This window comes from Pseudomonas sp. XWY-1 (genome assembly GCF_002953115.1).
Classification (GTDB): domain Bacteria; phylum Pseudomonadota; class Gammaproteobacteria; order Pseudomonadales; family Pseudomonadaceae; genus Aquipseudomonas; species Aquipseudomonas alloputida.
The window spans coordinates 897105-910707 of the sequence record NZ_CP026332.1; the positions used below are offsets into that span (position 1 = coordinate 897105).

At 60.5% G+C, this 13603-nt stretch carries 12 protein-coding genes; 11 read left to right on the top strand and 1 reads right to left on the bottom strand.

From position 1 onward, the window contains the following. Nucleotides 1-129: 129 nt before the first annotated feature. The gene (gene norR / locus PRJ_RS04245; RefSeq protein WP_104960802.1) at nt 130-1686 is read right to left on the bottom strand and encodes a nitric oxide reductase transcriptional regulator NorR; all 1557 of its coding nucleotides are present in this window, start codon (nt 1684-1686) and stop codon (nt 130-132) included. Nucleotides 1687-1840: 154 nt separating this feature from the next. Between norR and hmpA the strand changes: the two genes are divergently transcribed. The 11 genes from hmpA to PRJ_RS04305 all read left to right on the top strand — a co-directional run bounded on the left by hmpA (nt 1841) and on the right by PRJ_RS04305 (nt 13556). After that, nucleotides 1841-3019 carry an NO-inducible flavohemoprotein gene (hmpA, locus tag PRJ_RS04250; protein WP_064491317.1) on the top strand — a complete coding sequence of 393 codons (1179 nt, stop codon included), beginning with the start codon at nt 1841-1843 and terminating at the stop codon, nt 3017-3019. Nucleotides 3020-3534: 515 nt separating this feature from the next. Then, nucleotides 3535-4041 carry a disulfide bond formation protein B gene (locus PRJ_RS04255; protein WP_003248609.1) on the top strand — a complete coding sequence of 169 codons (507 nt, stop codon included), beginning with the start codon at nt 3535-3537 and terminating at the stop codon, nt 4039-4041. A 559-nt stretch (nt 4042-4600) separates the two neighbouring features. After that, nucleotides 4601-5542: a ubiquinol oxidase subunit II gene (gene cyoA, locus PRJ_RS04260; RefSeq protein ID WP_003248605.1), complete on the top strand. Its 942-nt coding sequence runs from the start codon at nt 4601-4603 to the stop codon at nt 5540-5542. Nucleotides 5543-5545: 3 nt separating this feature from the next. Continuing rightward, nucleotides 5546-7564 carry a cytochrome o ubiquinol oxidase subunit I gene (gene cyoB, locus PRJ_RS04265; RefSeq protein WP_010952047.1) on the top strand — a complete coding sequence of 673 codons (2019 nt, stop codon included), beginning with the start codon at nt 5546-5548 and terminating at the stop codon, nt 7562-7564. Between the two features lie 3 nt (nt 7565-7567). Continuing rightward, nucleotides 7568-8191, top strand: coding sequence for a cytochrome o ubiquinol oxidase subunit III (gene cyoC / locus PRJ_RS04270; RefSeq protein ID WP_019436939.1), 624 nt, complete (start codon nt 7568-7570; stop codon nt 8189-8191). Further along, the gene (gene cyoD, locus PRJ_RS04275; protein ID WP_003248599.1) at nt 8191-8523 is read left to right on the top strand and encodes a cytochrome o ubiquinol oxidase subunit IV; all 333 of its coding nucleotides are present in this window, start codon (nt 8191-8193) and stop codon (nt 8521-8523) included. The genes cyoC and cyoD overlap by 1 nt, the downstream gene beginning before the upstream one ends. Before the next feature lie 11 nt (nt 8524-8534). Then, nucleotides 8535-9422 carry a heme o synthase gene (gene cyoE, locus PRJ_RS04280; RefSeq protein ID WP_003248596.1) on the top strand — a complete coding sequence of 296 codons (888 nt, stop codon included), beginning with the start codon at nt 8535-8537 and terminating at the stop codon, nt 9420-9422. 309 nt (nt 9423-9731) lie between these two features. Further along, nucleotides 9732-10940 carry an alanine transaminase gene (alaC, locus tag PRJ_RS04290; protein ID WP_004576357.1) on the top strand — a complete coding sequence of 403 codons (1209 nt, stop codon included), beginning with the start codon at nt 9732-9734 and terminating at the stop codon, nt 10938-10940. 113 nt (nt 10941-11053) lie between these two features. Further along, nucleotides 11054-12181 (top strand): hypothetical protein, encoded by a 1128-nt coding sequence (locus PRJ_RS04295; RefSeq protein WP_104886668.1) that lies wholly within the window; start codon nt 11054-11056, stop codon nt 12179-12181. 161 nt (nt 12182-12342) lie between these two features. Beyond that, the gene (locus tag PRJ_RS04300; RefSeq protein WP_003248590.1) at nt 12343-12726 is read left to right on the top strand and encodes a YkgJ family cysteine cluster protein; all 384 of its coding nucleotides are present in this window, start codon (nt 12343-12345) and stop codon (nt 12724-12726) included. A gap of 266 nt (nt 12727-12992) precedes the next feature. After that, a complete protein-coding gene (locus tag PRJ_RS04305; RefSeq protein WP_003248588.1) occupies nt 12993-13556 on the top strand; it encodes a GNAT family N-acetyltransferase in 564 nt (187 codons plus the stop codon). Nucleotides 13557-13603 lie beyond the last annotated feature (47 nt).

Sequence of the window (13603 nt, forward strand, 5' to 3'; positions counted from 1 at the left end):
CAGAGCCCTGTCAGGGGGGTTACGCACAGCCTCGACCAGGCAGTCGACAAACGGGTGGTTAGGGAGATATAGCAGCCGGTGGGGAAGCAACCAGATGGCTTTCTGGGTTAATCCTTTGGTAGAAAAGCCTCAGCGAAGCCCAAGCCTGCGGGCCAAACGGCTCAGGTTTGCGCGGTCCAGACCGAGTTCGCGGGCCGCTGCTGCCCAGTTGTCCTGATGCCGCTGCAGGCAGGCTTCGATCACCTGTCGTTGGTAAATATCGACGGCTTCACGCAAGCCGCCTTCAGGCGGGGCGACTACTTGCTGCGGTGCAGCGGGGGAGGGCAGCGTGCCTGGCGTGGCTGCCGACACACGCAGGTCCAGGTCGATGGCTTCGAGGGTGAGGATACGTGGCCGATCAGGGTGCTGGCCCAGCGCCTTGAGTGCCGAGCGGCCGATCAGGTGTTCCAGTTCGCGCACATTGCCTGGCCAGTCGTAGGCGATCAACGCGGCTTGGGCCTCATGGCTCAGGCGCAGGCTGTTCAGGCCAAGCCGTGAACGGTTCTGTTCGAGGAAGTAGCCCGCCAGTAGCAGCACGTCACGCCCACGTTCGCGCAACGGCGGCACGTGCAGCGGGTAAACGCTGAGGCGGTGATAGAAGTCGGCGCGGAAGTTGCCCGTACGCACCTCGGCAGCCAGGTCGCGGTTGGTCGCGGCGATCAGGCGCACGTCCACCCGGTGCTCGCGGTCCGAACCCAGGCGTTGCAGTTGGCCGCTTTGCAGCACGCGTAAAAGCTTGGCCTGGACCGTCAGCGGCAGTTCGCCCACTTCGTCGAGGAACAGTGTGCCGCCGTTGGCCAGTTCGAACTTGCCGCGGCGCTCACCATGCGCGCCGGTGAAGGCGCCGCGCACATGGCCGAACAGTTCGCTTTCCACCAAGGTGTCGGGCAGGGCGGCGCAGTTGAGGCTGACCAGCGGCTTGTCGGCGCGGCTACTGGCTCGGTGCAGGGCCTGGGCCACCAGCTCCTTGCCGACCCCGGTTTCGCCGGTGATCAGCACGGTCAGGTCGCTGCTGCCGACCAGACGAATTTCCTCCACCAGGCGTTTATGCGCGGCGCTCTGGCCAATCAGCTCTCTATCCTGGCCGCTGGCCTGGCGGTAGAGCTCGGCGCGATGGTGTTCGTCTTCGGCGCGCAGGGCCAGGTGCTCGATACGCTCGGCCACGGTAACGGTGGCGGCAGCCAGGCTGGCAAAGGCCTGCAGGGCATCCAGCTCCAGGCTCTGGAACTGCCCGGGGGTGAGGGCGTCGAGGGTGACCAGGCCCCATGGGCGCTCATCGACCATCAACGGGCAGCCCATGCAGTCGTGCACTTCAAGGTCTGCATCGGGGGCATTGACCAAACCATCGTAGGGGTCGGGCAGTTCGGAGTCGCTGGCGAAACGGGTGGGTTCCGGGCGGCTGAGCAGTATCTGGAAACGCGGGTGCTCGCTGACCCGAAAGCGCCGGCCGAGGGTGTCGGGGCTAAGGCCATCCACTGCCAGCGGCACCAGCCATTCACCATCCAGTCGCAGCAGTGCTGCAGCATCGCACGGCAGCAGGCCGCGCATGGCTTGCAACAGGCGGCGGTAGCGTTCCTGGTCGGGCAAATCGCGGGACAGGTCGCTGACCAGAGGCAGCAGGGTGGTGAGCAGTGGCTTTGTAGTCATAAGGACTCCTGTGGGTCGATATGACTATACGCAGAGGTGGGTCGTTTTGACATGACCTGCATCAAACCCCTGATTTTGCTGGCGATAAAAGTTGGCACGATTGCTGTAACGGCAGGGGCAGTCATTTGAAGCCACAGGCTCAGGAGTTGTTGCAATGCTCAATGCTGAACAACGTGCAATCATCAAGGCCACTGTACCTCTGCTGGAAAGCGGCGGCGAAGCGCTGACCACCCACTTCTACAAAATGATGCTCAGCGAGTACCCCGAGGTACGGCCGCTGTTCAACCAGGCCCACCAGGCCAGTGGCGATCAGCCGCGTGCGCTGGCTAATGGCGTGTTGATGTATGCCCGCCATATCGACCAGCTGGAGCAACTGGGCGGCCTGGTCGGGCAGATCATCAACAAGCATGTTGCCCTGCAGATTCTGCCGGAGCACTACCCGATTGTCGGAAGCTGCCTGCTGCGCGCCATCGAGGAAGTGCTGGGCAAGGACATTGCCACCCCTGCGGTGATCGACGCCTGGGGCGCGGCCTATGGCCAGCTGGCCGACATTCTGATTGGCGCTGAAGAAAACCTCTATAAAGAGAAGGAAGAGGCCGAGGGTGGCTGGCGCGGTACCCGTGAATTCCGCCTGGTACGCCGCGAGCAGGAAAGCAGCGAGATCGTTTCGTTCTACTTCGCCCCGGTGGATGGCATGCCGGTGCTCAAGGCAGAACCTGGCCAGTACATCGGTCTGAAACTGGACATTGACGGTGCCGAGCAGCGCCGCAACTATTCCCTGTCGGCGCTGTGCGACGGCAAGGAATACCGCATTAGCGTCAAGCGCGAGGCGGGCGGCAAGGTCTCCAACTACCTGCACGATGAGCTGATGGTGGGCGATACCCTGCAACTGTTCCCGCCTGCGGGTGACTTCACCCTGGCAGCCAGCGACAAGCCGCTGGTGCTGATCAGCGGAGGGGTGGGCATTACCCCGACCCTGGCGATGCTGCAGGCAGCACTGCAAACCCGGCGCGAGGTGCATTTCATCCACTGTGCGCGTAACGGCGCGGTGCATGCCTTCCGGGACTGGATCGATGGCCTGGCGGCGCGTCATCCACAGCTCAAGCGCTTCTACTGCTATGCCGAGCCGGAAGGTGGCGCTGCGGCCGATGCCGTGGGTTTGCTGAGTGAAGACCTGCTCGCCGAGTGGCTGCCGCAGGAGCGTGACGTGGATGCCTACTTCCTTGGGCCCAAGGGCTTCATGGCGGCGGTCAAGCGCCAGCTGAAGGGCCTGGGTGTGCCCGAGCAGCAGAGCCGCTACGAGTTCTTCGGGCCGGCGGCAGCGCTGGAGTGATGTAGCGCCTGTGCCGGCCTCTTCGCGGGCAAGCCCGCTCCCACAGGTATTGCACCGGTCTTGAATGGGGTGCCGTCTCTGTAGGAGCGGGCAAGCCCGCTCCTACAGGCATTGCACCGGTCTTGAATGTGGTGCCGTCTCTGTAGGAGCGGGTTTACCCGCGAAGGGGCCGGTACAGGCCTATAGCGTACTCGTCCCCCGCTGCAGCACATCTTTCTGCCTATATATAAAGAAGAGATGAAAGCACCTGCGCAGCTTTCATCCTTAATCATCCTTTAATCACGGTATCCTTCACTCCCGGGTGTCGAGGGGCTTGCCCCTGCGCGGCACCTGGGCAGCCTTTTTTGCCGCCCGGCGTTGAACCGACGTCGTTGCGGCCGGTCTCAGCCACACTGGATAGCCCTGCGCAGTGCTTCCGCGACGCTCCCTCGGCATGCTCACAGGCCATGCCCAGCGTGTAGACTTGCGCCCAGGCAGGCGGACCACGCTGCCACTATCCATCGAAGGAACCGGCAATGAACGAACAAACATCGCGCCTGAATCGGGAACGGCGCTTTCTGGTGCTGTTGGGGCTGATCTGCCTTTCACTGATCGGCGGCGCCCTCTACATGCAGGTGGTGCTAGGCGAGGCACCCTGCCCGTTGTGCATCCTGCAGCGTTATGCGTTGCTGTTCATTGCCGTGTTTGCCTTCATCGCTGCGGCGATGCCCGGGCGCCGCAGCCTGACCTTCTTCGAGGCGTTGGTGGTGCTCAGTGCAATTGGCGGAATCGTTGCGGCGGGCAACCATGTGTATATACTCGCCAACCCCATGGTCAGTTGCGGTATCGATACCCTGCAGCCGATCGTGGATGACCTGCCACTGGCAAAGCTGTGGCCCCTGGCGTTTCAGGTCGACGGCTTCTGCAGCACGCCGTATCCGCCGATCCTCGGCCTGTCGCTGGCGCAATGGGCACTTGTGGCGTTCGTGCTGACCGCCGTCCTGGTCCCGCTCGGTATCTACCGCAATCGACGCCAGGCTTAGACAAAAGTCCCGAATTGCAAGGGGTCTTTTGCACCGCATGAGAAGAGGGAAAAGTTGCGCACCGCTTGATCCAGATCAACCCGCAGGCCTTGCAGGATGCGGCTTTGAGGCCTATCAAGCGGGGTGCGACAAACTGTCGCGAAGTTGAATTATCGAGCAGCATTGTTACGGATTCTGTAAAAGACTGTTGCTCAATAAGTCATAGTCAAGGGTTGGCGACCTATCTACAATCGCCCCCAATTTCCGTTCGGCACTGCTTGCGAGTCGCAGGATTGAAGGAAGCCTCAGCGCTCCTTTTTGCTGACTTCGTCAAGTTTCGCCCAACGGCGATACCGGGCGGACACCCCTCCGCGTTTTCCCGCACCAAATGGACTTGGTCTGAAGTACAGGCCTGTTGCCTACGAAACCATAAGCACCGCTAACCCGCTTGAAGCCAAGGTCCTGCAGTCGGACCCCAGGCAGGAGCGAGTACGGGCGCGAAATGCCTCACTTGGCAGGACGAAGTGTTGGCTACCAAAACACAAATTGCATTGAAGCAAGCTGATCTAGAGGTCGTGAGATGAGTAAAAAGCGTTACCCCAGACTGTTTGGCATATTGCCCTTTTTAGGCATGCTTTTACTCAGTGGGTGCAACTGGACCCTGCTCGACCCGAAGGGCCAGGTCGGCATTGAGCAAAAGAACCTGATCCTGATCGCTACCGGCCTGATGCTGCTGGTGGTAATCCCTGTGATCATCATGACCCTGGCGTTCGCCTGGAAGTACCGTGCTTCCAACAAGGCAGCCACCTACACCCCTGACTGGTCGCACTCGACCAAGATCGAGGCCGCGGTATGGATCATCCCGATCCTGATCATCATCGCCCTGGGTTACGTCACCTACCACTCCACCCACAAGCTGGACCCTTATCGTCCGCTGGATTCGGACGTTAAGCCGATTCAGATCGACGTGGTCGCGCTGGACTGGAAGTGGCTGTTCATCTACCCGGAGCAGGGCATTGCCACGGTCAACAAGATCGTCTTCCCGGCTAACACTCCGGTCAACTTCCGCGTCACTTCCGACGCCGTGATGAACTCGTTCTTCATCCCGGGCCTGGGCGGTCAGATCTACGCCATGGCCGGCATGACCACCAAGCTGCACCTGATCGCCAACGAAAACGGCGAATTCGACGGTATCAGCGCCAACTACAGCGGTGCTGGCTTCACCGGCATGAAATTCAAGGCTACTGCCACCTCTCAGGAAGACTTCGACAAGTGGGTCGCTGAAGTCAAGCAGTCGCCGAAGAAGCTGGACAAGGCCGAATACGACGCCTTGGCCAAACCAAGCGAAAACAACCCGGTCGCGCTGTATAGCGAGGCTTCGCCTGAGCAGTTCCAGCTGATCGTCGACAAGTACGAAGGCATGAACCGCGGTCGTAGCCACGAAGAAGCAGGCAGCAAAGATCTGGCCACAACCAAGGGTGTGGAATCGAGTATGCAACCAGCTGCCGGTGCAGAGGAGTAAGAGATGTTCGGTAAATTAAGCCTGGAGGCGATACCCTATCACGAGCCGATAGTCATGGTGACGCTTGCCATGATCGCGCTCGGCGGTATCGCTGTCGTCGGTCTTATCACCTATTTCCGCAAGTGGACCTACTTGTGGAGCGAGTGGCTGACTACTGTCGACCACAAAAAGATCGGCGTGATGTACATCATCGTCGCGATGGTCATGCTGCTGCGCGGCTTTGCCGACGCCATCATGATGCGTACCCAGCTGGCTGCCGCAACCGGCGGCTCCGAAGGCTACCTGCCGCCTGAACACTATGACCAGATCTTCACCGCTCACGGTGTGATCATGATCATCTTCATGGCGATGCCGTTCTTCACCGGCCTGATGAACCTGGCGGTTCCTCTGCAGATCGGTGCACGTGACGTTGCCTTCCCGTTCCTGAACTCCCTGAGCTTCTACCTGCTGCTGGCAGGCGTGCTGCTGGTCAACATCTCGCTGGGCGTTGGTGAATTCGCCAAGACCGGCTGGGTTGCCTATCCGCCGCTCGCGGGCATTCAGTACAGCCCTGGGGTGGGTGTCGACTACTACATCTGGGCGCTACAGCTATCCGGATTGGGTACGACGCTTACCGGCGTGAACTTCCTCGTCACCGTGATGAAGATGCGCGCACCTGGCATGAAACTGATGGACATGCCGATCTTCACCTGGACCTGCACCTGGGCCAACGTGCTGATCGTCGCTTCGTTCCCGATTCTGACTGCTGCACTCGCTCTGCTGACTGTTGACCGTTATCTGGACTTCCACATCTTCACCAACGAGCTTGGTGGGAACCCGATGATGTACGTCAACCTGTTCTGGGCGTGGGGTCACCCTGAGGTTTACATCCTGATCCTGCCGGCCTTCGGCGTGTTCTCGGAAGTAACTTCGACGTTCTCTGGCAAACGCCTGTTCGGCCACCACTCGATGATTTACGCATCGGGCGCGATCGCCATCCTCGGCTTTGCTGTATGGCTGCACCACTTCTTCACCATGGGTGCCGGCGCCAGCGTCAACACCTTCTTCGGCCTGGCGACGATGCTGATCTCCATTCCGACCGGTGTGAAGCTGTTCAACTGGCTGTTCACCATGTACCAAGGCCGTGTGCGCTTCACCGCACCGATGCTCTGGACCCTGGGCTTCATGGTCACCTTCTCCATCGGTGGCATGACCGGCGTACTGCTGGCCGTTCCGGGTGCTGACTTCGTCCTGCACAACAGCCTGTTCGTAATTGCGCACTTCCACAACGTGATCATCGGTGGCGCGGTATTCGGCTACATCGCCGGTTTCGCCTTCTGGTTCCCGAAAGCCTTCGGCTTCACCCTGAACGAGAAGTGGGGCAAAGCTGCCTTCTGGTTCTGGCTGTCGGGCTTCTACGTTGCGTTCATGCCGCTGTACGCCCTGGGCTTCATGGGCATGACCCGTCGTCTGAACCACTCCGACAACCCACTGTGGGAACCCTACCTGTACGTAGCCGTTGTCGGCGCCGTGCTGATCCTGTTCGGTATCGCTTGCCAGCTGATCCAGATCGTCGTTTCGGTCCGCGACCGCAACCAGAACCTGGACGTGACCGGCGACCCATGGGGCGGCCGTACCCTGGAATGGTCGACTTCTTCGCCACCTCCGTTCTACAACTTCGCTCACATGCCTGAGAAAGTTGGTCTGGACTGCTGGCACGAAGCCAAGGAAGCAGGCGTTGCGTACAAGGCCCCGGCCAAGTACGAAGCCATTCACATGCCGAGCAACACCGCTACCGGTCTGTTCATGGGCCTGTTCCTGACCGTCTTCGGCTTCGCCTTCATCTGGCACATCTGGTGGCTGGTTGGCGCGAGCCTGGTTGCAACCATCGCTGTCTTCGTTCGCCACGCTGCACGTGACGACCAGGGCTACATGGTTCCGGCCGAAGAAGTGGCGCGCATCGAAGGCGAGCGTATGAAAGCGCTGGCCAAAGCAGGTGCTCTGCCTGCCGGCGCACGTGTCGAATCGTTTGAGCGGGTGTAATCAATGTCCAGTCAAGTAATGCACGGCGCTGCTCATGGTCACGACCATGGGCACGACGACCACCACCACGACTCGGGCCAGATGACCGTACTGGGCTTCTGGCTGTACCTGATGACCGACTGCATCCTGTTTGCGTCGCTCTTCGCCACCTACGCGGTGCTGTCCGGCAGTTTTGCCGGCGGCCCGTCGGGTCATGACATCTTCCAGCTCGATTTCGTAGCTGTTGAAACGCTGCTCCTGCTGCTGTCCTCGATCACCTTCGGCTTCGCCATGCTGAAGATGTTCGATGGCAAGAAAGCTGGCGTACTGGGCTGGTTGGCTGTGACCTTCCTGTTCGGTGCAGGCTTCATCGCGATGGAAATCTATGAGTTCCATCACCTGATCAGCGAGGGCTTCGGCCCGCAGCGCAGTGGCTTCCTGTCGGGCTTCTTCGCCCTGGTAGGTACCCACGGTCTGCACGTGACTGCTGGTCTGATCTGGATGGCAATCATGATGTACCAGATCAACAAGCACGGCATCACGCCGACCGCCAAGACCCGCATGAGCTGCCTGAGCCTGTTCTGGCACTTCCTGGACGTGGTCTGGATCTGCGTATTCACCGTCGTTTACCTGCTGGGGGTTCTGTAATGGCTAACGCACACGACACTCATCACGAAGGTAATCACGGCAGCGTCAAGTCGTACATGATCGGTTTTGTACTGTCGATCATCCTGACTGCGATCCCGTTCGGCCTGGCCATGACCGCCAGCCTGCCGAAGAACCTGACCGTTCTGATCATTGTTGCCATGGCCGTGATCCAGGTAGTTGTTCACCTGGTTTACTTCCTGCACATGGACCGCTCGAAAGAGCAACGCAACAACGTTTCGACGTTCCTGTTCACCACCCTGGTGATCGCTCTGCTTGTCGGCCTGTCGCTGTGGATCATGTTCAGCATCCACTTCGAAATGTTGGCCAAGTGAGGTAAGACTGCATGTCCGTTAAGCACTTTATCCAAATCACCAAACCGGGGATCATTTTCGGTAACGTGCTTTCCGTGGCAGGCGGTTTCTTCCTTGCCTCGAAGGGCCATGTGGATTTCGCCCTGTTCCTGGCGGTGGTGATCGGTACTTCGCTGGTGGTTGCGTCCGGATGCGTGTTCAACAACTGCATCGACCGTGACATCGACCACAAGATGGAGCGCACCAAGAACCGTGTCATGGTTCAGGGCGGCATGTCGCTGCCCCTCGCGCTGATCTACGCCACCCTGCTCGGGGTGGCGGGTTTCAGCCTGCTGTATGTCCAGGCCAACCCGCTGTCTGCGTTCTGCGCACTGATTGGCTTTGTCGTCTACGTCGGTTTCTACAGCCTGTGGCTGAAGCGTAAATCGGTGCACGGCACCTTGGTTGGCAGCCTGTCGGGTGCCATGCCTCCGGTGATCGGCTACTGCGCTGTGAGCAACAGCTTCGACCTGGCTGCGGTAACCCTGCTGGTGATGTTCAGCCTTTGGCAAATGCCGCACAGCTTTGCCATCGCGATCTTCCGCTTCAAGGATTACAGCGCTGCCAACATTCCGGTCCTGCCGGTGGCACGTGGCATCCTCGCGGCGAAAAAGCAGATCGTGCTGTACGTGCTGGCCTTCGTGCTCGCTACCCTGATGCTTACCCTCGGCGGTTACGCCGGCCTCGGCTACCTGGCCGTGGCTGCTGCCATGGGCCTGTACTGGCTGTACATGGCCTGGGGTGGTTACAAGGCCGAGGACGACAGCAAGTGGGCCCGCAAGGTGTTCGGCTTCTCCATCCTCACCGTCACTGCCCTGAGCGTGATGATGGGTGTGGATAGCCAGACCGCTGCGGACGTGCTGATGACCTACGCTCGCTGAAACTGCTGCCTGTTTCACGAAAACCCCGGCCTCTGCGTCGGGGTTTTTTTATAGGTTTTTTCCTATGCTGGCCTCTTCGCGGGTAAACCCGCTCCTACAAGGTTCCTGTAGGAGCGGGTTTACCCGCGAAGAGGCCAGCACAGGAAAATATAAATCTCTGATTTTCAAACAATAGATCTGAAAAGTTCTAACAAAACAGGAAATTGTCCTTTACACGGATCATGTTTCGGCACTATCTTCTGATTCAGGCCGCCACATCGGCCAACGTCGCTCGGACGGTTCCGGGCGCTTACGTACTCAGAGGAAGCCATGGCCAACCCAGGTTCGCCGCGCCGCTTTGCGCGCATCGATCGTCTCCCCCCCTACGTCTTCAACATTACCGCCGAGCTCAAGATGGCTGCCCGCCGTCGTGGCGAGGACATCATCGACCTGAGCATGGGCAACCCCGATGGCGCCACCCCGCCGCACATCGTCGAGAAGCTGGTACAGGTCGCCCAGCGTGAAGACACCCACGGCTACTCCACCTCTCGCGGCATCCCGCGCCTGCGCCGGGCCATCTCCAACTGGTACAAGGACCGCTACGAGGTCGACATCGACCCGGAAAGCGAAGCCATCGTCACCATCGGCTCGAAAGAGGGCCTGGCCCACCTGATGCTGGCCACCCTCGACCAGGGCGATACGGTGCTGGTGCCCAACCCCAGCTACCCGATCCACATCTACGGCGCAGTGATCGCCGGTGCCCAGGTGCGTTCGGTGCCGCTGGTGCCGGGTGTGGACTTCTTCAACGAGCTTGAGCGGGCCATTCGCGAGTCCATCCCCAAGCCGAAGATGATGATCCTGGGCTTCCCGTCCAACCCGACTGCCCAGTGCGTGGAACTGGACTTCTTCGAGCGCGTGGTGGCCCTGGCCAAGCAGTACAACGTACTGGTGGTGCATGACCTGGCCTATGCCGATATCGTCTACGACGGCTGGAAAGCCCCGTCGATCATGCAGGTGCCGGGTGCCAAGGACATTGCGGTGGAGTTCTTCACCCTGTCCAAGAGCTACAACATGGCCGGCTGGCGCATCGGCTTCATGGTCGGCAACCCCGAGCTGGTCAGCGCCCTTGCGCGGATCAAGAGCTACCACGACTATGGCACCTTCACCCCGCTACAGGTTGCAGCCATTGCCGCGCTGGAAGGCGACCAACAGTGCGTGCGCGACATTGCCGAGCAGTATCGCCAGCGTCGCAACCTGCTGGTCAAAGGGCTGCACGAACTGGGCTGGATGGTTGAGAACCCCAAGGCGTCGATGTACGTGTGGGCGAAGATCCCGCCGGAGTATGCGCACCTGGGTTCGCTGGAGTTCTCCAAGAAGCTGCTGGCCGAGGCCAAGGTCTGCGTGTCGCCGGGGATCGGCTTTGGTGACTATGGGGACGACCATGTGCGCTTTGCGTTGATCGAGAACCAGGACCGTATTCGCCAGGCCATCCGCGGGATCCGGCAAATGTTCCGGGCTGATGGTTTGGCTCGCAAGTAAGCCCAAAGGGGCTGCGAAGCAGCCCCACCTGCCTCTTGGGTGAGCTTTCCGCCTGCCTTCTGGTTACCCGTACGCCTACCGTCAGCACTCATTTCTCACCAAAGAGATCCCCCATGAGTGTCTTCACCGCCTACTTCTGCGGCACTGGCTCGCACCGTTTCGACGACGCCAATCCCAACTTCTGGAATGGCGAGCTGGTCTCGACCCTGGCCAGCAACGACCAGAGCCGGGAATTCGCCCACTGGATCGCCGTCGACGGCCCAGGCAGCGGCAACCTTCAGGATGACAACCTGTTCGTCGAACCCGGCGGCTATTTCAACTGGACCGGCCAGCTGTTTGGCCGCGGCTGGGAGGAGAACGTCAACCATGTGCTGCAGGTCATCAAAGGTGAAAGCAGCTGGCGGCGCACCAAACTCAGTGAGCAGGAATACGAGCGGCTGAAAGCTGCCGGTGTGCCCATTCCGGACGTGTCTTCCTCCGCCTCATGGTTCTGGCGAACCTACGACTACGGCGATCGCCACCCGACCCCGCAGGAACTGCAGGAGCGCATCATCAGCATGTTCCGCAAACCGCGCCTGCCAACCCAGGTCAACCTGGTGGGCTGGAGCAGGGGAGGGATCAGCTGCCACATGCTGGCCAATGCCATGGCGCAAGACCCGGTATTGCGCGGCATACCGGTGAACATATTTGCCATCGACCCGGTGCCTGGCGTCGGTAACCTACAGGCCGAGCGCGTAACCTTGGCGGACAATGTCAAAGAGTACGTAGGCTTCTACTCAAGGGATGAGCGCTCCAAAGGTTTTGCCTGCGTGATCCCTTCGGTCGCCAAAGAAACACGGATATGCGTTTACCCGATGCCGGGCCGCCATGCCACGCTGGTGGGCAACGCCTCGGCTGATGGCGCAGGCGATGGCAAGGTGCTGACCGAACCTGGGCTGATCGTTCGCCACTTTGCCGAGGTTTGCCTGACCCGCTGGGGCGTGCAGCTGGACAAACGTCTGGCCTTGAGCAGCTGCCAGTTGATGAAGTATCACCAGGTCATGGCGGCTGCCGACAGGCAGTATCAGGCCATGCGCAGTAAGTCCTACACGGTACTCACCGAGGGCGATGAGAACGATCGTCTGGTGCATTGTGGTGAGGCGCATACGCAATTCAGCAAGGTGCAGGGAGGTGGCTACGAGCCGAGCGCAGGCCTAGGTTTGCAACGCTGGGATGCAGAGACCTACCAGCCCATCTGCTGACTGAAGAGGGGGCGGCCGGCGAAGGTATTGGCCGTCCTTGTCCGGCAGCCGGATCAGCGGCATTTTTTTTTGCATTCCCCCTCTATCCAGCGGCCCCTGCTTGGATTAAAAATGGCGCCGCGGGCCAGCCCCGATAACAACAACCTTCCCTCCGTGACATCATGTCTGAATATAACCCTTGCCTTGACTGCGGCGCCTGCTGCGGGTACTTCCGTGTGTCCTTCTTCTGGGGCGAATGCCAGTCTGCCGGGGGCGTAGTGCCGGACGACCTGGTGGTACAGATCAACCCCACGCGCGTTGCCATGATCGGCACCGATGCCAAGCCCTGCCGCTGTGTCAGCCTTCAGGGCGAGATAGGTAAAGAGGTAGCGTGTACGATTTACGCCAACCGTTCCAGCCCGTGCCGCGAGTTTGATGCGTCGTGGGAGGGTGGGGTGCATAACCCGAGCTGTGATGATGCGCGGGCGGCGTATGGTTTGCCGCCGCTGACCCCGCCAGAGGCCAACGAGCCGCATTGGCCGGATGATGGGGCTGAGGTGGCCTGAAGTATCGATCAGCCTGACGCGGTCGATGTGTGGCCTTGTGTCGCGAAAGGGCCGCACAGCGGCCCCAGGCATCAGCGGCACCGCGAGAATTGCCAGGGCTGCTTTGCAGCCCTTTCGCGACACAAGGCCGCTCCCACAGGTAGCGTGAAAGGCTCCTGGCCTGTGGTGAACCTGCCGGCGACGGGCTGCAAAGCTGCCCCGAGATGCCTGAACCCTGCACTTGACGTTAAACTGTCATCTCCCCAGCAATGGACAGGAGATCCGGCGTGACCCCACCCCGCAGTTTCCCCAGTGACCTCTGCCTCGACAGCCCACGCCTGCAACTGCGCCCCATGCGCCATGCCGATGCCGCGCAGTGGTTGGCGATCATGGCCGACCCCGAGGTCATGCGCTATTGGCACCATGCACCCTGGCAAGACCTGGCCGAAGCCGAGAGCGCCCTGGCCGCCGACCGCGAAGCCTATGCCAATGGCGACCAGCTCAAGCTTGGCATGTACCGCCGCGACAACGGCGAACTGATCGGCATGGTCCAGCTGTTCAACATCGACGACATTTCCCGCCGTGGCGAAATCGGCTACTGCCTGGCTAGCGCCGTGCAGGGCAGGGGCTACATGGACGAGGCTCTGACCTGCTTCATCGACTACCTCGCCCACACCCTGCACATGCGCCGCCTGGAAGGCGAAATCGATCCGCGCAACCAAGGCTCGGCACGCACCCTTGAGCGCCAGGGCTTCGTGCTGGAGGGCACCTTGCGGGCGCGCTGGTGCGTGGCGGGTGAGCTGTCCGACTCTGGCATTTACGGCTTGTTGCTCGAACCACCTGTTGCATAGTCTTACGGCGAATAGCTACTATTCGGGAACAATTCTCACTTGTGTCC